This is a genomic window from Vibrio sp. KUL78 (assembly GCF_059725505.1).
Map to the genome: position 1 here is coordinate 2,496,708 of NZ_AP045837.1, position 16,701 is coordinate 2,513,408.

General features: G+C 47.8%; 18 protein-coding genes, 1 tRNA gene and 1 riboswitch. Of the genes, 11 read left to right on the forward strand and 8 right to left on the reverse strand.

Translation table 11 applies throughout. From position 1 onward, the window contains the following. Nucleotides 1-46: 46 nt before the first annotated feature. A complete protein-coding gene (locus AC6I8Y_RS11565) occupies nucleotides 47-385 on the forward strand; it encodes a HopJ type III effector protein (protein WP_498020229.1) in 339 nt (112 codons plus the stop codon). 97 nt (nucleotides 386-482) lie between these two features. On the opposite strand, the gene moaE is transcribed toward AC6I8Y_RS11565, so the two are convergent. The 5 genes from moaE to moaA all read right to left on the reverse strand — a co-directional run bounded on the left by moaE (nucleotide 483) and on the right by moaA (nucleotide 3,226). Beyond that, nucleotides 483-938 carry a molybdopterin synthase catalytic subunit MoaE gene (moaE, locus tag AC6I8Y_RS11570; protein WP_252011621.1) on the reverse strand — a complete coding sequence of 152 codons (456 nt, stop codon included), beginning with the start codon at nucleotides 936-938 and terminating at the stop codon, nucleotides 483-485. Nucleotide 939: 1 nt separating this feature from the next. Next, nucleotides 940-1,185, reverse strand: a complete 246-nt coding sequence (moaD, locus tag AC6I8Y_RS11575) for a molybdopterin synthase sulfur carrier subunit (RefSeq protein WP_234495478.1) — start codon at nucleotides 1,183-1,185, stop codon at nucleotides 940-942. Next, a complete protein-coding gene (gene moaC / locus AC6I8Y_RS11580; RefSeq protein WP_128648620.1) occupies nucleotides 1,182-1,661 on the reverse strand; it encodes a cyclic pyranopterin monophosphate synthase MoaC in 480 nt (159 codons plus the stop codon). Before moaC ends, moaD begins: the two co-directional genes overlap by 4 nt. A 15-nt stretch (nucleotides 1,662-1,676) precedes the next feature. Further along, nucleotides 1,677-2,189, reverse strand: coding sequence for a molybdenum cofactor biosynthesis protein B (gene moaB, locus AC6I8Y_RS11585; protein WP_042476651.1), 513 nt, complete (start codon nucleotides 2,187-2,189; stop codon nucleotides 1,677-1,679). Nucleotides 2,190-2,236: 47 nt separating this feature from the next. Continuing rightward, a complete protein-coding gene (moaA, locus tag AC6I8Y_RS11590; RefSeq protein ID WP_498020230.1) occupies nucleotides 2,237-3,226 on the reverse strand; it encodes a GTP 3',8-cyclase MoaA in 990 nt (329 codons plus the stop codon). Beyond that, nucleotides 3,215-3,364, reverse strand: a riboswitch (molybdenum cofactor riboswitch). (Overlaps the previous gene by 12 nt.) 170 nt (nucleotides 3,365-3,534) lie before the next feature. Between moaA and AC6I8Y_RS11595 the strand changes: the two genes are divergently transcribed. After that, nucleotides 3,535-4,422 carry a YvcK family protein gene (locus AC6I8Y_RS11595; protein WP_394151729.1) on the forward strand — a complete coding sequence of 296 codons (888 nt, stop codon included), beginning with the start codon at nucleotides 3,535-3,537 and terminating at the stop codon, nucleotides 4,420-4,422. A gap of 44 nt (nucleotides 4,423-4,466) precedes the next feature. On the opposite strand, the gene AC6I8Y_RS11600 is transcribed toward AC6I8Y_RS11595, so the two are convergent. From AC6I8Y_RS11600 to uvrB, 3 genes are all read right to left on the reverse strand, one after another. Continuing rightward, a complete protein-coding gene (locus tag AC6I8Y_RS11600) occupies nucleotides 4,467-4,817 on the reverse strand; it encodes an Hpt domain-containing protein (RefSeq protein WP_498020231.1) in 351 nt (116 codons plus the stop codon). Then, nucleotides 4,814-6,208, reverse strand: coding sequence for a quorum-sensing sigma-54 dependent transcriptional regulator LuxO (gene luxO, locus AC6I8Y_RS11605; RefSeq protein WP_234495474.1), 1,395 nt, complete (start codon nucleotides 6,206-6,208; stop codon nucleotides 4,814-4,816). Before luxO ends, AC6I8Y_RS11600 begins: the two co-directional genes overlap by 4 nt. Before the next feature lie 133 nt (nucleotides 6,209-6,341). Beyond that, nucleotides 6,342-8,372, reverse strand: a complete 2,031-nt coding sequence (gene uvrB, locus AC6I8Y_RS11610) for an excinuclease ABC subunit UvrB (protein WP_252011615.1) — start codon at nucleotides 8,370-8,372, stop codon at nucleotides 6,342-6,344. A gap of 488 nt (nucleotides 8,373-8,860) precedes the next feature. Here uvrB and AC6I8Y_RS11615 point away from each other — a divergent pair. From AC6I8Y_RS11615 to gloA, 9 genes are all read left to right on the forward strand, one after another. Continuing rightward, nucleotides 8,861-8,936 (forward strand) — tRNA-Asn (locus AC6I8Y_RS11615). Between the two features lie 347 nt (nucleotides 8,937-9,283). Continuing rightward, nucleotides 9,284-9,865, forward strand: coding sequence for an electron transport complex subunit RsxA (gene rsxA, locus AC6I8Y_RS11620; RefSeq protein WP_042476631.1), 582 nt, complete (start codon nucleotides 9,284-9,286; stop codon nucleotides 9,863-9,865). After that, nucleotides 9,865-10,446, forward strand: a complete 582-nt coding sequence (gene rsxB, locus AC6I8Y_RS11625) for an electron transport complex subunit RsxB (RefSeq protein WP_128648622.1) — start codon at nucleotides 9,865-9,867, stop codon at nucleotides 10,444-10,446. The genes rsxA and rsxB overlap by 1 nt, the downstream gene beginning before the upstream one ends. Nucleotides 10,447-10,454: 8 nt before the next feature. Then, nucleotides 10,455-13,085, forward strand: coding sequence for an electron transport complex subunit RsxC (gene rsxC / locus AC6I8Y_RS11630; protein ID WP_498020232.1), 2,631 nt, complete (start codon nucleotides 10,455-10,457; stop codon nucleotides 13,083-13,085). Further along, entirely contained in the window at nucleotides 13,085-14,131 is a 1,047-nt protein-coding gene (gene rsxD, locus AC6I8Y_RS11635) for an electron transport complex subunit RsxD (RefSeq protein ID WP_498020233.1), read from the forward strand. The genes rsxC and rsxD overlap by 1 nt, the downstream gene beginning before the upstream one ends. Nucleotides 14,132-14,135: 4 nt before the next feature. Beyond that, nucleotides 14,136-14,765, forward strand: coding sequence for an electron transport complex subunit RsxG (gene rsxG, locus AC6I8Y_RS11640; RefSeq protein ID WP_498020234.1), 630 nt, complete (start codon nucleotides 14,136-14,138; stop codon nucleotides 14,763-14,765). Then, nucleotides 14,765-15,454, forward strand: coding sequence for an electron transport complex subunit E (locus AC6I8Y_RS11645; RefSeq protein WP_252011611.1), 690 nt, complete (start codon nucleotides 14,765-14,767; stop codon nucleotides 15,452-15,454). Before rsxG ends, AC6I8Y_RS11645 begins: the two co-directional genes overlap by 1 nt. A gap of 99 nt (nucleotides 15,455-15,553) precedes the next feature. Continuing rightward, nucleotides 15,554-16,195 (forward strand): endonuclease III, encoded by a 642-nt coding sequence (gene nth, locus AC6I8Y_RS11650; protein ID WP_042476625.1) that lies wholly within the window; start codon nucleotides 15,554-15,556, stop codon nucleotides 16,193-16,195. Nucleotides 16,196-16,213: 18 nt separating this feature from the next. Next, the gene (gene gloA / locus AC6I8Y_RS11655) at nucleotides 16,214-16,630 is read left to right on the forward strand and encodes a lactoylglutathione lyase (RefSeq protein ID WP_042476622.1); all 417 of its coding nucleotides are present in this window, start codon (nucleotides 16,214-16,216) and stop codon (nucleotides 16,628-16,630) included. Nucleotides 16,631-16,701: the final 71 nt, after the last annotated feature.

Here is a 16,701-nt window from a genome sequence, read left to right on the forward strand (position 1 = left end):
CTGATGATATAGTACCGACTCGGAACAATATCGAAGGAAAGGAAAAATGGAAAAGTTTCTAGAGTTGCTGGCAACACAACCGAATGACGTCATGTTTGAACAGACAATGCAGGTTATTGACGAGCATTTTGAGTTCAGCCCAGTCAGCTTTACTAACGGCGAAACCCAGAACCAAGCGGGCCAAAACAATGGTTCTTGTAAGATTTTTGCTTTTGCGAAAATTAAGGAACTGGATGAGCAATCAACGCTAGCGTGTTTTGGTCAGTACTACCGTGATGATGTACTTAAAAACCCTAATGGCAACGACCACGCAAACATCCGTAACTTTATCGAACACGGGTGGTCTGGTATTCGCTTTGATGGCGTTGCTTTGACGGCTAAATAGAATTGTGGTCGGTTTGTATTGAAGATATAAGCCGATAAGAGAAAGGGAGTAAATTTACACTTACTCCCTTTTCCGTTTACCGATAAGTCTCGTTTTGCTACTTCTGCCAGCGCTCAGCAGCCTGTGCATCAGAGTCCCGAGACTCCACCCAGCGAGTTGACTCTGTCGTGCGCTCTTTCTTCCAGAATGGTGCTTTGGTTTTCAGATAGTCCATAATGAACTCACACGCCTCAAAAGCACTGCCACGGTGGGCACTGGAGACGCCAACAAACACAATCTGGTCACCAGCATCAAGGTCACCAACGCGGTGGATAACGCGAATTCCATTTAGCATCCAGCGTGATTCCGCTTCATCGCAGATCTTTTCCAAAGAACGCTCTGTCATTCCTGGATAGTGTTCAAGTGACATGCCGACCACATTATCACCCAAGTTCATGTCGCGCACTTTGCCTGTGAAAGTCACAATAGCGCCTGAGGCCGTACCCTGCGCCAATGCTTCATACTCGTCACCGACAGAGAAATCTTCACGTTGAACAGATACTCGAATAGTCATATTAACCCCCAGTGACGGGAGGGAAGAAAGCGACTTCATCGCCGTCTTTCACAGCAGAATCGAGAGGCATGATATCTTGGTTGACGGCAGCAAGCAGCTTGCCTGGCTCAAGAGCCAGATCCCACTTGCCTTCTTGTGTCGCCAAGTGAGCACGAATATCTTCAACTGTAGCAAAATCCATGTCTAGGTCGACACTGTCTACGCCCACCAGTTCTCGAGTTTGTGCAAAAAAGAGTACTTTAATCATGATTCGACCTTAAAGTGTCCTGACTTACCGCCAGTTTTTTCCAACAATCGAACGCTGTCGATGACCATGTCTTTTTGTACCGCTTTGCACATATCGTAAATCGTCAGAGCGGCGACGGATGCTGCGGTTAGTGCTTCCATCTCAACACCTGTCTTACCTGCTAGTTTACAGACTGACTCGATGCGTACTTTATTCTCATCTTCAAGCGCTTCAAGTTGCACTTCGACTTTAGACAGCAACAACGGGTGACACAGTGGGATCAAATCCCAAGTTTTCTTTGCCGCTTGAATACCAGCAATGCGCGCTGTCGCGAACACATCACCCTTGTGATGATTACCAGAGGTGATCATTTTCAGCGTTTCTGGTGCCATATGGACGAAAGCTTCCGCTCGCGCTTCTCGAACCGTCTCTGCTTTTGCCGAGACGTCGACCATGTTGGCCTCGCCCGATGCATTAATATGAGTAAATTCCGACATGGTTTACCTCAACAATTACTTAGTTAGGTGAGGCATAAAGTTACATGGACGGTGGCTCGCATCTAGCTGCTGCTTGATGATCTTCGTCCAACCAGTACGACACGCACCTGTTGAGCCTGGCATAGCAAAGATAACAGTGTGATTCGCAAAGCCCGCAATCGCGCGCGACTGAATCGTAGAGGTGCCGATCTCTTCATACGATACCGCACGGAATAGCTCACCAAAGCCTTCTACTTGCTTATCGAACAGAGGAACCAGCGCTTCTGGCGTGCTATCGCGAGAGGTGAAGCCAGTACCGCCAGTAATCATCACTGCTTGAACGCTCTCATCCGCAATCCACTGTGAGACCACAGCGCGAATTTGGTAGATGTCATCAATAACGATTTTCTTGTCCGCAAGCGTGTGGCCCGCTTCCTGTAAATTCTCAACGAGGTAGCGACCCGACGTATCGTTCTCTTCAGTACGTGTGTCTGAAACGGTTAGCACTGCGATATTCGCAGGCACAAATTTGCTCTCTGCGTGACCCATGATTTTTCACCCTATAAAAACTGTAAACGTAACGTCAACGGCTAGAGTTAGCCGCCGATAGATGCCAAGTGAGGCGTCATTCCCGAATTACCATCATGTAGGAAGTGACTGACCGACTTGGTCTGTAATTGTGCTTGGATGCGCTCGATCAGCGCTTGCTCTTGAGCGTCTTCTTGTAGCAAGTCGCGTAGCTCAACGCCATGTTCGCCAAACAAGCAAAGATGCAGCTTGCCCATAGCGGAAACACGTAAGCGATTACAACTTTCACAGAAGTTCTTCTCATACGGCATGATCAACCCAATCTCGCCTTTGTAATCGGCATGAACAAATACCTGTGCAGGACCGTCGTTTTTCTGACGCGCCTTGAGTATCCATCCGTTAGCGATAAGTTGGTTGCGGATATCGACACCTGACACATGGTGGTTTTGGAACAATTCGTCCATTTCACCCGTCTGCATGAGTTCGATAAACCGAAGTTGAATAGGACGGCCTTTGATCCAATTGAGGAACGAAGGCAGCTCTTTTGCATTGAGATCTTTCATCAATACAACGTTAACCTTGACCTGCTCGTAACCTATTTCAAACGCACGGTCGATACCATTCATCACCTCGGTAAACTTATTTTCACCGGTGATCTGATGGAACATGCGTGGATCTAAGCTGTCGACACTGACATTAATGTGTGTCAAACCCGCTTGCTGCCAAGTATCCACTTGCTTCGCCATGCGATAGCCATTCGTCGTCGTCGCGACTTTAGTGATACCCGGAGTATTAGCGACCGTTTCAATGATCTGAGGAAAGTCCTTCCTGAGACTTGGCTCACCACCAGTAATACGCACCTTCGACGTACCGCAATCTGCAAACGCAGTTACGACACGCTTAATTTCAGGTAGCGTCAAAAATGCCGGTCTTTTTTGACCGGGTGGTTTGTAGCCATCAGGGAGGCAGTATGTACATCGGAAATTACAGACATCTGTAACCGACAAGCGCAAGTAATAAAACTTGCGATGGAATTTATCTTCGAATTGTTGCGCCACGGAACACCTTTCCAAACACGGGAGGCGTGATCATTTCCAATCAAGCCCTTGTGACCAATCTGTCACTGGCTCAACACGCTTATCTTGAATGATTTCATCAGAAGACTTAGCGTCGTGAGCTCGGAGTTATGGCAATTAACGCTCTTAGAGCATTAACAGCGTGCGATTAAAATACTTAATAACGAAGGGGTTTTCCAGTTCTCTAATCAAAAAACCTTACTTATTCGTCATTTTTATTATAGTTGAGTATCGTAAATGAACAATTTACCCTATGTTACGACAACTCGATAACATAAAAGAAGAATAAGATGAGCATATATTCATCAAAAAAAGTCGTGGCGATTGGCGGGGGCCACGGACTTGGCAGAATGTTGGCTGCACTCAAAGATTTTGGTTCCAATGCTACCGGCATTGTGGCCACTACAGACAATGGCGGTTCGACTGGTCGCATTCGTGAGTGCCAAGGTGGCATTGCATGGGGAGACACGCGCAACTGTATCAACCAGCTCATTACCGACCCATCCATTGGTTCAATGATGTTTGAGTATCGCTTTAAAGGAACTGGGGACCTAAACGGGCATAACCTTGGCAACCTTATGCTGACGGCGCTCGACAATTTATCCGTTCGACCTTTAGAAGCCATTGAGCTTATCCGTGACCTTTTGAAAGTGGACGTCAATATTATCCCCATGTCGGAGCATCCTTCAGACTTAAAAGCACTGTCGGTGGATGGTAAGTGGGTGACGGGCGAAACGTCAGTTGATGAGATGGAACAAGACTTACAGCGCCTTGACCTTGAGCCTTTCGTCCCAGCAACCAAAGAAGCGATCGATGCAGTAGCACAGGCTGATTGCATTGTTCTCGGTCCGGGTAGTTTTCTGACCAGTATCATGCCTCCACTACTGCTAGCGGATTTAAGCCAAGCCATAGCCAAAAACACCAACGCAAAGGTGGTATTTGTGGAGAACTTATCGCCGGAGTATGGACCTGCGGGTCGCATGACGCTAGAGCAAAAACTGAAATGGTGTGAGCGTGCATTACAAGGTAGAAAGCTCGACGTTATCTTGGGAGAAGAAGCGCATCCTGACATTTGTTCAGAATGGAATTGCGTCACTTTGCCGCTTGCATCACCAAATAGAGATTGGCGTCACGACCGTTCAAAACTCAAAGCCGCGATAGAATCACTGTTGCAATAATCGAAGTGAGCATCGAAAAAGGGCTGTGTAAACACAGCCCTTTGTTATGATTCCAGCTCAGCCAAAAACGACATATAAGTAGAGTGCGTCTTGTCGAGCAACGCCAGTACTTTGTCGATTAATGCTTGGTCATGAGGCAGATTATCCTGCTTAGATAAGGTGTCGACCTCGATAGCTAGCTGACATAGCGGCTCCGCTCCAAAACTTGCCGCGCTGCTTTTAAGCGCATGACAAATTTCCGCCAACTGGGTTAGCTTATCTTCAAGCGCACCTGAAGAAAGCTGCTCTTGATACGTCACTAGTTCGCCGGTAAAAATTCCCAAAAGAATTGGAATATTGTCAGGTCCAATTTCCTTAGTAAGCTGATCGACTCGCTCTCGATTCATAAGTGTCATACTTTATTCTCACTCGCATTCCATGCTTGGATTTTTCTATAGATAGTCGATGGACTAACATCTAAGTACTTAGCAGCTTGAGGAATATTCCCATCACACGCTTCAATCGCCTGCTCGATGGTACGGCGCTCAGTTTGCCACAACGGCTGTATATCCTGAGGGCCAAACGACGACGTAATAGTAGCTGCGGGCTTACTTACGACGACAGGTATATTCAATGGTGGAGGTAACATGTCCAAGGTAATTTCCTTGCCATGGTTCAGCACAACCACATTTCGAAGCACATTCTGCAACTGACGTACGTTACCCGGCCATTCATATTGAATAAATCGCTCTATCACGTCCTGCGAAAAACGAACAAAGCTTTTTCCTTCTTCGTGGGACATAAAGCCCAGCAGCGAATACGCAATCTCAATTACGTCCTCTTCACGGTCTCGAAGTGGCGGTAGATGAAGTGGAATAACGTACAAGCGATAGTACAAGTCTTCCCTAAAGCGCCCTTCTTGTACCTCTTTCCAGGGATCTCGGTTGGTTGCACACACGAAGCGCACATCCACTTTCTTCATTCGAGAAGAACCAACCTTCTGGAACGTACCTGTTTGGATAAATCGCAATAACTTGGTTTGTAGGTCAAGATCCATCTCACAGAGCTCATCGAGGAATAGCGTTCCTCCATCGGCGAGCTCTGCCGCACCTTGTCTGTCTACCGCCGCGCCGGTAAAAGCGCCTTTCACGTGACCAAACAGTTCACTCTCAATCAAATCTTTAGGAATCGCAGCACAGTTAATGGCGATGAACGGCTTATCACCACGCTTACTCGCCGCGTGAATGGCTTCGGCGCATACCTCTTTACCGGTACCACTTTCGCCTGTGATAAAAATACTGGCTTTACTGGATGCGGCAGAGTCGATAGTACGGTAAACGGCTTGCATTGGTTGGCTACTACCGATAAAACCTTGATAACTCGGGCTGCCGGTATCATTGATCTCATCACGCAGCTTAGAGGCTTTGCGGATAGCGTTGGTGACCGTGACGCGCAGACGGTCTGCCTCACAGGGTTTGATCAAGAAGTCTTGCGCCCCGTGTTGCATCGCGTCTACCGCAATGTCGATAGAACCGTGCGCCGTCATAAAGATGATCGGCACATCGGGATTGAATTTTTTTACGGCGTCCAACACATCCATACCTGTCATGTCGGGAAGACGCAGGTCGAGAAGTATTAGATCAGGCGTCCGATGCTCTAAGCTTTGAATCGCGTCGCGGCCATTGCCAACGATATTGATATCGATCCCCAAAGGAGAAAGGTACGAGCGATACAACGCAGCAACGGAGGCAGTATCTTCTACCATCAATAGGTAGCGAGACTTCGGCTCGTCGATTAAAGGTTGCATAAATCCTAGCTAACTGTTGTTTTGTTATGTTTGCTTTATAAGCATATTCGCATTTTGCAATTATTGACTGGTAAAAACCATTTTTATTTTGCAGTTTAAAACCTGAGCAGCCTAGCAGACTGCTCTCGGCTTGTTAACTGTTTGCAATAAAGTGCTGTCTAAGTTTCTCTATTTCATCACGTTTTTCGGCTGCCAACTCAAATTCAAGATTCTGAGCATGTTGGTACATCTCGCCTTCGAGCTTGAGTATTTGCTTCTCAAGATCTTGAGAAGATAGCGCCACATAAGCCTGCGACGGCTCGGCCACCTTCGACAAAGGTACCTGTTTGCCTTTTTTAGGCTTACCACTTTTCACTGCGCCGCCTATCTCCATAATATCTTTGATATTACGTTTTAGTGCAGTCGGCACTTTACCGTGCTCTTCATTGTAAGCATGCTGCTTTTCGCGGCGGCGATTGGTTTCATCGATGGCTTTCTTCATTGATTTGGTGATGGTGTCACCATAAAGAATCGCCTTGCCTTTGAGGTTACGTGCCGCACGACCGATAGTCTGGATCAAAGATCGCTCTGAGCGCAGAAAGCCTTCTTTATCTGCATCGAGAATAGCCACCAGAGAAACCTCTGGCATATCGAGCCCCTCTCGAAGCAAGTTAATCCCTACCAAGACATCAAATTCACCCAACCTTAAATCACGAATAATTTCGGTTCGCTCTACAGTATCGATATCTGAGTGCAAATAGCGAACTTTCACGCCATGCTCATTGAGATATTCCGTCAGATCTTCCGCCATACGTTTAGTCAAAGTGGTGACCAAAACACGCTCATCAATCGCAGCTCGCGCTTTGGCTTCTGACAGCAAATCATCAACCTGAGTCGCCACTGGGCGCACTTCAATTTCAGGGTCTAACAGACCTGTAGGACGTACTACTTGGTCCGCCACATCACCGTTGGATTTTTCAAGCTCGTAAGCACTTGGCGTTGCCGAAACAAAGATGGTTTGCGGCGCAATCATCTCAAACTCTTCGAACTTCATTGGACGGTTATCCAATGCAGAGGGTAAGCGGAAACCAAACTCCACCAGCGTCTCTTTTCGAGAGCGGTCACCCTTGTACATAGCCCCGATCTGTGGAACCGTCACGTGAGACTCGTCAATGATCAGCAAGCCGTCTTTTGGCAAGTAATCAAATAGCGTCGGAGGCGGCTCACCCTCTTTACGACCACTTAAGTAACGAGAGTAGTTTTCGATGCCAGAGCAGAAACCAAGCTCGTTCATCATCTCAATATCGAACTGGGTACGCTGCGAAATCCGTTGCTCTTCGAGCAGTTTATTGTTCTCTTTTAAGTAATCTTGTCGGATAACGAGTTCTTTCTTGATCTCTTCAATGGCATCAAGAATGCGCTCTCTTGGCGTTACGTAGTGCGTCTTCGGATAGATGGTGTAGCGCGCAATATCTCTTTGGGTAATCACACCAGTAAGAGGATCAAACAGGCTGATGCAGTCGATCTCATCGTCAAACATCTCCAGACGTACCGCCTCTTGATCCGATTCAGCTGGGAATATGTCAATGACTTCACCGCGAACCCTGAACTGTCCGCGCTCAAACGCGACATCGTTTCGAGAATATTGGAGCTCAGCTAAGCGAAGTAAAATGTCTCGCTGGTCGATGACCGCGCCACGCGTCACGTGAAGCATCATCTTCAAATAGGAGTCTGGATCACCCAGACCATAGATCGCGGATACAGATGCGACGATGATGGCGTCTTTACGCTCAAGCAGCGCTTTGGTTGCTGATAATCGCATTTGCTCAATATGAGCGTTTACCGATGCGTCTTTTTCGATGAAAGTATCGGTGGTCGGAACGTACGCTTCTGGTTGGTAGTAGTCGTAGTATGAGACGAAATACTCGACAGCATTATTCGGAAAGAAAGCCTTCATCTCACCATACAACTGTGCCGCGAGTGTCTTGTTAGGCGCTAGCAAAATAGCAGGGCGCTGCGCCTGTGCAATCACATTAGCAAGCGTGAAGGTTTTACCTGACCCTGTCACTCCGAGCAAAGTCTGGTGTGCCAAACCTGAATCAAGCCCATCTACGAGTTGAGCGATTGCGGTAGGCTGATCGCCAGATGGTTGGTAGTCGGAAACCAAATCAAAGTGTTTTGCCATGTGTTTCTATCCCTTATCTGCAACCATAGTATTTCAACGCTAGTCGCCTAATTTTGCAACTAAAATGCTCGCTTTTATCAACCATGTTTGCTATCGTAATCGCCCCGCCAAGCTCTAGCTCCAAACGTTAATCGCAAATTCATCCACGGTTTTTCCCCAATCAATCAATTATACTCTGTGAACATCCTTATTCTCACTTTTGATACTTTTCTCAATAACATTCGTAAACAACTGTTTATTATCAACTTAATTGACTTAAGAATCAGTTATTCACAAGCTGACAAGTGAGTAATTACTCAAATTCTGAATTGACCCCGTACAATTAACACATTTATCCACAAATTTGGTGGATAAGTAAAACAAGCTCAACACCCGCAAGGCTCTCAGAAAAGTAAAGAAATTTTTGGATCTTTTTTTCTAGTGATTTTTCAAAAAAACCGTTGACTCAAACATCTAGGATAGCTAAGATTCGCCCCGCTTTAAGCAATTCCCCCTTAGTTCAGTTGGTAGAACGGCGGACTGTTAATCCGTATGTCGCAGGTTCGAGTCCCGCAGGGGGAGCCAAATTCAGAATAAGCCGTGTCGCAAGACGCGGCTTTTTCGTATCTAGGCGACAGAAATCCTTATCGGATTTTATGTCTCAGAGCTCGCCGCCCGAATCCGGTCGACCGCGTTCTAGTCCCGCAGGGGGAGCCAAATTCAGAAAAAGCCGTGTCGTAAGACGCGGCTTTTTCGTATCTGCTAGACAGAAATCTCCTTCAAAAGCTGTGTCAAACGACATGGCTTTTTTCGTTTTTAGCCCGAACGCTTATACTTTTCGTACAAACAAGCAAAACCATAGATTTCGCAGGTTGTTATTCACCGCTCAAAACAGGATAATATTGGGATCGGAGCTCTTTACACTTATTATTATGACCGAATATCTCTTGTTGTTGGTGGGTACGGTACTCGTCAACAATTTCGTACTGGTAAAATTCCTTGGGTTGTGCCCGTTTATGGGCGTGTCGAAAAAACTCGAGACAGCAATTGGCATGGGCCTGGCGACGACATTCGTACTGACGCTAGCCTCTGTGTGCGCCTATCTGGTGGAAACCTATGTACTGGTTCCGCTCGGCATTCAATATCTCAGAACCATGAGCTTTATCCTGGTGATTGCCGTGGTGGTTCAGTTCACAGAAATGGTCGTGCACAAGACGAGTCCTACACTCTATCGTCTACTCGGTATTTTCCTACCGCTGATCACGACCAACTGTGCGGTTCTCGGTGTTGCACTTCTTAACATCAATGAAAACCACAACTTTATTGAATCTATCATCTATGGATTCGGCGCGGCTGTCGGCTTTTCGTTGGTGCTCATTCTGTTCGCTTCCATGCGCGAGCGTATTGCTGCGGCCGACGTCCCTGCACCGTTTAAAGGTGCATCGATTGCCATGATTACAGCAGGTCTCATGTCACTGGCGTTCATGGGCTTTACAGGGTTGGTGAAATTGTAATGACTACCATCCTTATTGCTATTATTGCCGTCGTCATTCTCGCAGGCTTATTTGGTGCTGTGCTGGGTTTCGCCTCCATTAAATTTAAGGTGGAAGCCGATCCTATCGTTGACCAAATCGACAGTATTCTTCCGCAAACCCAATGTGGCCAATGTGGATACCCAGGTTGCCGCCCTTACGCTGAAGCTATTGCCAACGGTGATGCTATTAACAAGTGTCCTCCTGGAGGGCAGCCTACTATCGAAAAACTGGCAGACTTAATGGGCGTTGAAGTCGAGGACTCTGCTCACGATGCTGAAAAATCGATTAAGAAAGTGGCGTTTATTCATGAGGACATGTGTATTGGGTGCACTAAATGCATTCAAGCCTGCCCAGTAGATGCCATTGTGGGGGGCACGAAAGCCCTGCATACCGTTATCAAGGATGAGTGTACGGGTTGCGATCTTTGTGTTGCACCTTGTCCAACTGATTGTATTGAAATGATCCCCGTTGAAACCACAGCTGATACATGGAAATGGCAAATGGATGCTATCCCTGTCGTCAATATTACCGAACCAACTACAGAACTAAACGGTAAATAGGGAGCACTATGTTATCACTCATCGAACAGATTAAAACTGGCTCTCTTTGGGACTTCCCGGGTGGCGTGCACCCGCAAGAAAACAAGACGCAATCGAATAAGAGCGAAATTGTTAAAGCATCCGTCCCAAACGAATTAGTCATTCCCCTTAAACAGCATATTGGTAAACCTGGCGACATCTTGGTCAGTGTTGGCGACCGAGTACTTAAGGGACAACCGCTTAGCCAAGTGAATGCTGCATTTATGTTGCCTGTTCATGCACCAACCTCGGGGACTATCACCGCCATTGAGCCTCGCACTATTGCGCACCCGTCTGGTCTTAGCGATCTATGCATTGTTATTGAATCAGACCAACAAGACCAATGGATTGAGCTCGATCCAGTCGCCGATTTTACCGAACTCGAACCCGACGCGATTATCGAGAAGATTCGCTTGGCGGGTATCTCTGGCATGGGTGGAGCGGGTTTCCCGACGGCCAAAAAGATCCAGTCTGGCTTGCAGCGTACCGAGATCCTGATCCTCAATGCCGCCGAGTGTGAACCGTATATCACGGCTGACGATCGTTTAATGCAAGACTTTGCGCAAGAAGTGATTGAAGGGATCAATATCCTTAAGCATGTCCTAAAGCCAAAGCTCACTATCATCGGTATCGAAGACAATAAACCAGAAGCAATCAAAGCGCTGGAAATGGTAGCGGCTGACGAAGATATTGTTATTCGAGTCATTCCAACGAAGTATCCTTCTGGTGGTGAAAAACAGCTCATTAAGATCCTAACCAACCTGGAAGTACCTGTCGGTGGCATTCCGGCCGATATTGGATTGATGGTGCAAAATATTGGTTCGGCTTACGCGATTAAACGTGCTGTTTGCAACGGCGAGCCGCTTGTTGAGCGTGTGGTGACCCTTACGGGTAAAACCTTCAAGAAGCCACGCAATGTTTGGGCATTGATTGGCACGCCAGTGCAAGCCCTGCTCGATGAATTTGGCTACAAAGCAGATAAGAAATCTCAGCGCCTAATTATGGGTGGCCCTATGATGGGCTTCACCTTGCCGCATGCGAATGTGCCTATCACCAAAACTGCTAACTGCATTTTGGCGCCGACGTTTAGAGAAATAGACCCTCGCTCTCATGAGATAGCCTGTATCCGCTGTAGTCAGTGTGCAGAAGCCTGCCCTGCATCTTTGTTGCCACAGCAACTGCAATGGTATGCCAAATCGCAAGAATACGATAAATGTGAAGAGCTCAACCTAAAAGACTGTATTGAGTGTGGTGCGTGCGCATTTGTCTGCCCAAGCGAAATTCCACTCGTTCAGTACTATCGTCAAGCAAAAGCAGAGATCCGCACACGTAAAGCAGAGTCAGAAGCAGCAGAGCGTGCCAAGGTTCGTTTTGAAGAGAAAAAAGCACGTCTAGAGCGTGATAAAGCCGAGCGCGAGAACCGCTTCAAGAAAGCCGCAGACGATCGCCGTAAGCAAATGAAATCTAGCGGTGGTGACGACGCCATTGCCGCAGCAATAGAGCGAGTTAAAGCACAGAAAGCAGGCGCTGATACAAGTAGCGAAGTCAAACCGGCTGTCGCTGCAGCGATTGCTCGTGCGAAAGCAAAACAAGCAGAAGCGGCGAAACAAGGTCAGGCTGAACCTGATAACTCCGAAATGGCAAAACTGCGCGAAGAGCGCAAACGTCAAGCACGAGAGCGCAAAGCGCAAAAAGCCACGGACTCAAACGCTGTTGAGAATGACGCTGGTAATACTGAGCAAGATCCTAAGAAAGCCGCAATAGCCGCAGCGCTGGCAAGAGCCAAAGCGCAACAAGCTGCGGAATCAGCAGGCGATGTTGAGTCGAATGAGCAAAGTGCGAAAAAAGATGCGGTTGCCGCGGCGATAGCGCGGGCGAAAGCACGAAAAGAAGCGTCGCAAGCTGAAACCTCAATCTCAAAGAGTGAATCACCTGCAGCCGAAACGGGCGATGCAAAGAAAGCGGCCGTTGCCGCAGCAATTGCTCGTGCTAAAGCTCGTAAGCAAGCGACACAAGCTGAAGCAACAGAAGTAGACAGTGAAACCGCTGCTCCTGAATCGGATGACCCGAAAAAAGCGACTGTGGCTGCTGCAATTGCCCGAGCAAAAGCTCGCAAACGAGCAGCGCAAGCTGAAACACCGGAAGCAGACGGTGAAACCGCTGCGCCTGAATCGGATGACCCGAAAAAAGCGGCCGTAGCTGCTGCAGTTGCTCGTGCTAAAGCTCGCAAGCAAGCAGCGCAAGCTGACACACCGGAAGCAGAAAGTAAAACAGCTGCACCTGAATCAGAAGATCCGAAGAAAGCGGCTGTGGCCGCTGCCATTGCTCGTGCTAAAGCTCGCAAGCAAGCAGCACAAGCTGAAACACCGGAAGCAGACAGTGAAACCGCTTCGCCTGAATCGGATGACCCGAAGAAAGCGGCTGTGGCTGCGGCAATTGCTCGAGCTAAGGCTCGCAAGCAAGCAGCACAAGCTGAAGCGCCAGAGGTAGACAGTCAAACTACAGCCTCTGATTCGAATGCTCCTGAGACGGAAGATCCAAAGAAAGCCGCGGTCGCCGCTGCGATTGCGCGAGCTAAAGCACGAAAACTCGAACAAGAAAAAAATAAGGAGAACAACTAGTGTCGTTCTTTATAGCTAGCTCTCCACATGCACATAGCCGCAAACGTACACCAGACTTAATGAAAGGTGTGGCCCTATGCGCTTTGCCTGGTTTGGTTGCTCAAACCTACTTCTTCGGTTGGGGAACGCTAATTCAACTTGCATTCGCTATTGTTATTGGACTTGGTCTAGAAGCGGCAATAATGCTTCTTCGTAAACGCTCGCCATCGCTAGCGCTTCGTGACTACAGTGCGTTGGTGACTGCATGGCTGTTGGCGATTGCCATCCCCCCGCTGTCACCATGGTGGATTGTGGCCATTGGTCTCGTCTTCGCTATCGTTATCGCCAAGCACCTTTATGGTGGCTTAGGACAGAACCCGTTTAATCCGGCTATGGTGGCGTACGTTGTCTTGCTTATTTCTTTCCCTGTGGAAATGACAAGCTGGATTGCACCAAACGCTATCTCTAGCGAGCCAGTGAGTTTTGCAGATGCATTTTCATTGATCTTTGGTGGTTTTGATGCGGATGGCTACTCGCTTCAGCAGATCAGAACCGGCATTGATGGCATAACAATGGCAACGCCGCTTGATGCGTTCAAAACCGGTATTAGCAACGGCAATACGTCAGCTGAAGTCTTTGAGCAACCTATTTTCGGCAGCCTAGCTGGCGTGGGCTGGGAATGGGTTAACCTTGCCTACCTTCTTGGTGGATTGGTTTTACTAAAACTGCGCATCATCCAATGGCACATCCCAGTCGCGATGCTTGTGTCTTTGACTGTCATCAGCGGGTTCTTTGCTTTGGTTCTTCCAGGCGAGACAGGTTCGCCACTACTGCACCTACTATCCGGTGCGACTATGTTGGGTGCATTTTTCATTGCAACTGACCCTGTTTCCGCGTCAACAACAGTGAAAGGTCGACTTATCTTTGGTGCCTTTATCGGTTTGATGGTCTTTGTGATCCGAACTTGGGGTGGTTTCCCTGATGGTGTCGCGTTTGGCGTTCTTCTTGCCAACATGTGTGTGCCACTTATCGATTACTACACTAAACCAAGAACCTACGGACACTGATACCATGTTGAACGCAATCAGAAAAAACGGCTTAACGCTTGCTATCTTTGCCTGTGCTTCAACAGGTTTAGTCGCGGTCACCCAATACTTAACCAAAGACCAAATCGTTCGCCAAGAGCGAGCTCAGCTTCAAGCTACGCTCAATGAGGTAATACCTCATGAACTGCACGATAATGAACTGTATGCTGCTTGCACCTTAGTAAGTGACCCAGCACTAGGCACCAATCAGGCACAACCTGTCTACATTGCAACCGTCAACAATGAACCGACGGCACTGGCCATAGAGACTATTGCACCAGACGGCTACAACGGTGCAATAAAGCTGATTATCGGCCTAGACACTACTGGTACTATTCTTGGTACACGAGTATTAGCGCATCAAGAAACGCCGGGGCTGGGTGATAAAATCGACCTTAGAATTACCGATTGGATTCTTGGTTTTGCTGGTAAGCAAGCCACTGAAGACAATCAAGGGGATTGGGCAGTTCGCAAAGATGGCGGACAGTTTGATTCCTTTACCGGTGCAACCATCACGCCGCGTGCGGTGGTTAAAGCCGTAAAAAACACCGTGGAATACGTGAACACCAATCGCGATTCCATTCTAAGCCAACCGCTTAATTGTGGAGGTGAATAATGGCAACGTCTAAAGAACTGCTAAAAAACGGAATGTGGGATAACAACCCTGCCCTCGTCCAGCTGCTGGGTCTGTGCCCACTGCTAGCCGTATCATCAACCGTGACCAACGCGCTTGGTTTGGGCTTGGCGACGCTTTTGGTACTGGTTGGTTCAAACGTTACTGTTTCGTTGGTGCGAGACTATGTGCCAAAAGAAGTCCGTATTCCAGTCTTTGTGATGATTATTGCAGCGCTGGTAACCTGCGTTCAGCTACTAATGAATGCTTACGCTTACGGCCTCTACTTGTCGCTGGGTATCTTCATTCCCCTAATCGTAACCAACTGTATCATTATTGGTCGTGCAGAAGCCTTTGCTTCCAAGAACGCGGTTGGTCCAGCGGCACTGGATGGTTTCTGGATGGGTATGGGCATGACCTCTGCTCTGGTCGTCCTTGGCGCAATGCGTGAGCTGATTGGTAACGGGACGTTATTTGATGGTGCCGACCTCTTGCTTGGTGATTGGGCAGCAGCGCTTCGCATTGAAGTATTCCAATTTGATAGCCAGTTCTTGTTGGCACTATTGCCACCAGGCGCGTTTATCGGCGTCGGCTTCTTGATTGCCCTTAAGAACGTTATCGATAAGCAAATCGAGCAGCGCCAACCAAAACAAGAAAAACCAGAGATTGAACGCGTACGCGTCACCAACTAAAGCTTTTCATGCCCGATGTTTTCGGGCATTTTTATAATAAAAACATACTGGATACTCAGACACTGAGTACAAGCAATCAGCGGAAGAATTAGTCAGCAAATGAACAACACTAAAAGAAAAGAGATTCTAGAGCGGCTTCGCGAGAACAATCCCAATCCAGAGACAGAGCTTAACTGGAGCTCACCATTTGAACTGCTCATCGCCGTTCTCCTCTCTGCGCAGGCAACCGACGTCAGTGTGAACAAAGCTACAGATAAACTCTATCCGGTCGCGAATACACCAGAAGCCATGCTGGCGCTGGGCGTAGATGGCGTCAAAGAGTACATCAAGACTATTGGCCTGTTTAATTCAAAAGCCGAAAACGTCATCAAGACCTGCAAGATCCTTATTGAAAAACACGGCAGTGAAGTTCCAGAAAACCGCGAAGCATTAGAAGCCCTACCCGGCGTAGGACGCAAAACCGCAAACGTAGTACTCAACACCGCCTTTGGCTGGCCAACAATCGCGGTAGACACCCACATCTACCGCGTCTCAAACCGCACTAAGTTCGCGATGGGTAAAACCGTCGACGATGTGGAAGAAAAGCTACTCAAAGTCGTTCCAAAAGAATTTAAACTTGATGTGCACCATTGGTTGATCCTTCACGGACGCTATACCTGTGTCGCTCGCAAACCGCGCTGCGGCAGCTGCATTATTGAAGATTTATGTGAGTTCAAAGATAAAGTCTATCCAGACAATTAATATTAAGGGAGCAATGTTATGTCTAACGGTCGTATCCTTCACACTATGCTACGCGTAGGTGATTTAGATAAGTCTATCTCGTTTTATACCGACGTCATTGGTATGAAATTGCTGCGTAAAAATGAAAATACCGAATACAAATACACCCTAGCCTTTCTGGGCTTTGGTGACGAGTCTGAAGGTGCAGTCATTGAGCTGACCTACAACTGGGGCGTCACTGAATATGACTTGGGCAGTGCTTATGGTCATATCGCTATCGGCGTAGATGACATCTACACCACATGTGATGCAATTAAAGCGGCTGGCGGTAACGTCACTCGCGAGCCTGGTCCTGTAAAAGGTGGCACCACTCAAATCGCCTTCGTCAAAGACCCAGACGGTTACATGATTGAGCTAATTCAAAACAAAGAAGCCAGTGCTGGTCTTGAAGGTTAAGTGCTGATTTCATTACGCTAAAACGACAAAGCCAGTTGGAACAACTGGCTTTTTTGTGTCCGCTATCCAAA

Excerpts from the sequence above, each read along its gene's own strand:
- AC6I8Y_RS11565 (WP_498020229.1), top strand. The coding sequence starts at position 47 with ATGGAAAAGTTTCTAGAGTTGCTGGCAACACAACCGAATGACGTCATG.
- moaE (WP_252011621.1), bottom strand. The coding sequence starts at position 938 with ATGACTATTCGAGTATCTGTTCAACGTGAAGATTTCTCTGTCGGTGAC.
- moaD (WP_234495478.1), bottom strand. The coding sequence starts at position 1,185 with ATGATTAAAGTACTCTTTTTTGCACAAACTCGAGAACTGGTGGGCGTA.
- moaC (WP_128648620.1), bottom strand. The coding sequence starts at position 1,661 with ATGTCGGAATTTACTCATATTAATGCATCGGGCGAGGCCAACATGGTC.
- moaB (WP_042476651.1), bottom strand. The coding sequence starts at position 2,189 with ATGGGTCACGCAGAGAGCAAATTTGTGCCTGCGAATATCGCAGTGCTA.
- AC6I8Y_RS11595 (WP_394151729.1), top strand. The coding sequence starts at position 3,535 with ATGAGCATATATTCATCAAAAAAAGTCGTGGCGATTGGCGGGGGCCAC.
- AC6I8Y_RS11600 (WP_498020231.1), bottom strand. The coding sequence starts at position 4,817 with ATGACACTTATGAATCGAGAGCGAGTCGATCAGCTTACTAAGGAAATT.
- luxO (WP_234495474.1), bottom strand. The coding sequence starts at position 6,208 with ATGCAACCTTTAATCGACGAGCCGAAGTCTCGCTACCTATTGATGGTA.
- uvrB (WP_252011615.1), bottom strand. The coding sequence starts at position 8,372 with ATGGCAAAACACTTTGATTTGGTTTCCGACTACCAACCATCTGGCGAT.
- rsxA (WP_042476631.1), top strand. The coding sequence starts at position 9,284 with ATGACCGAATATCTCTTGTTGTTGGTGGGTACGGTACTCGTCAACAAT.
- rsxB (WP_128648622.1), top strand. The coding sequence starts at position 9,865 with ATGACTACCATCCTTATTGCTATTATTGCCGTCGTCATTCTCGCAGGC.
- rsxC (WP_498020232.1), top strand. The coding sequence starts at position 10,455 with ATGTTATCACTCATCGAACAGATTAAAACTGGCTCTCTTTGGGACTTC.
- rsxG (WP_498020234.1), top strand. The coding sequence starts at position 14,136 with ATGTTGAACGCAATCAGAAAAAACGGCTTAACGCTTGCTATCTTTGCC.
- AC6I8Y_RS11645 (WP_252011611.1), top strand. The coding sequence starts at position 14,765 with ATGGCAACGTCTAAAGAACTGCTAAAAAACGGAATGTGGGATAACAAC.
- nth (WP_042476625.1), top strand. The coding sequence starts at position 15,554 with ATGAACAACACTAAAAGAAAAGAGATTCTAGAGCGGCTTCGCGAGAAC.
- gloA (WP_042476622.1), top strand. The coding sequence starts at position 16,214 with ATGTCTAACGGTCGTATCCTTCACACTATGCTACGCGTAGGTGATTTA.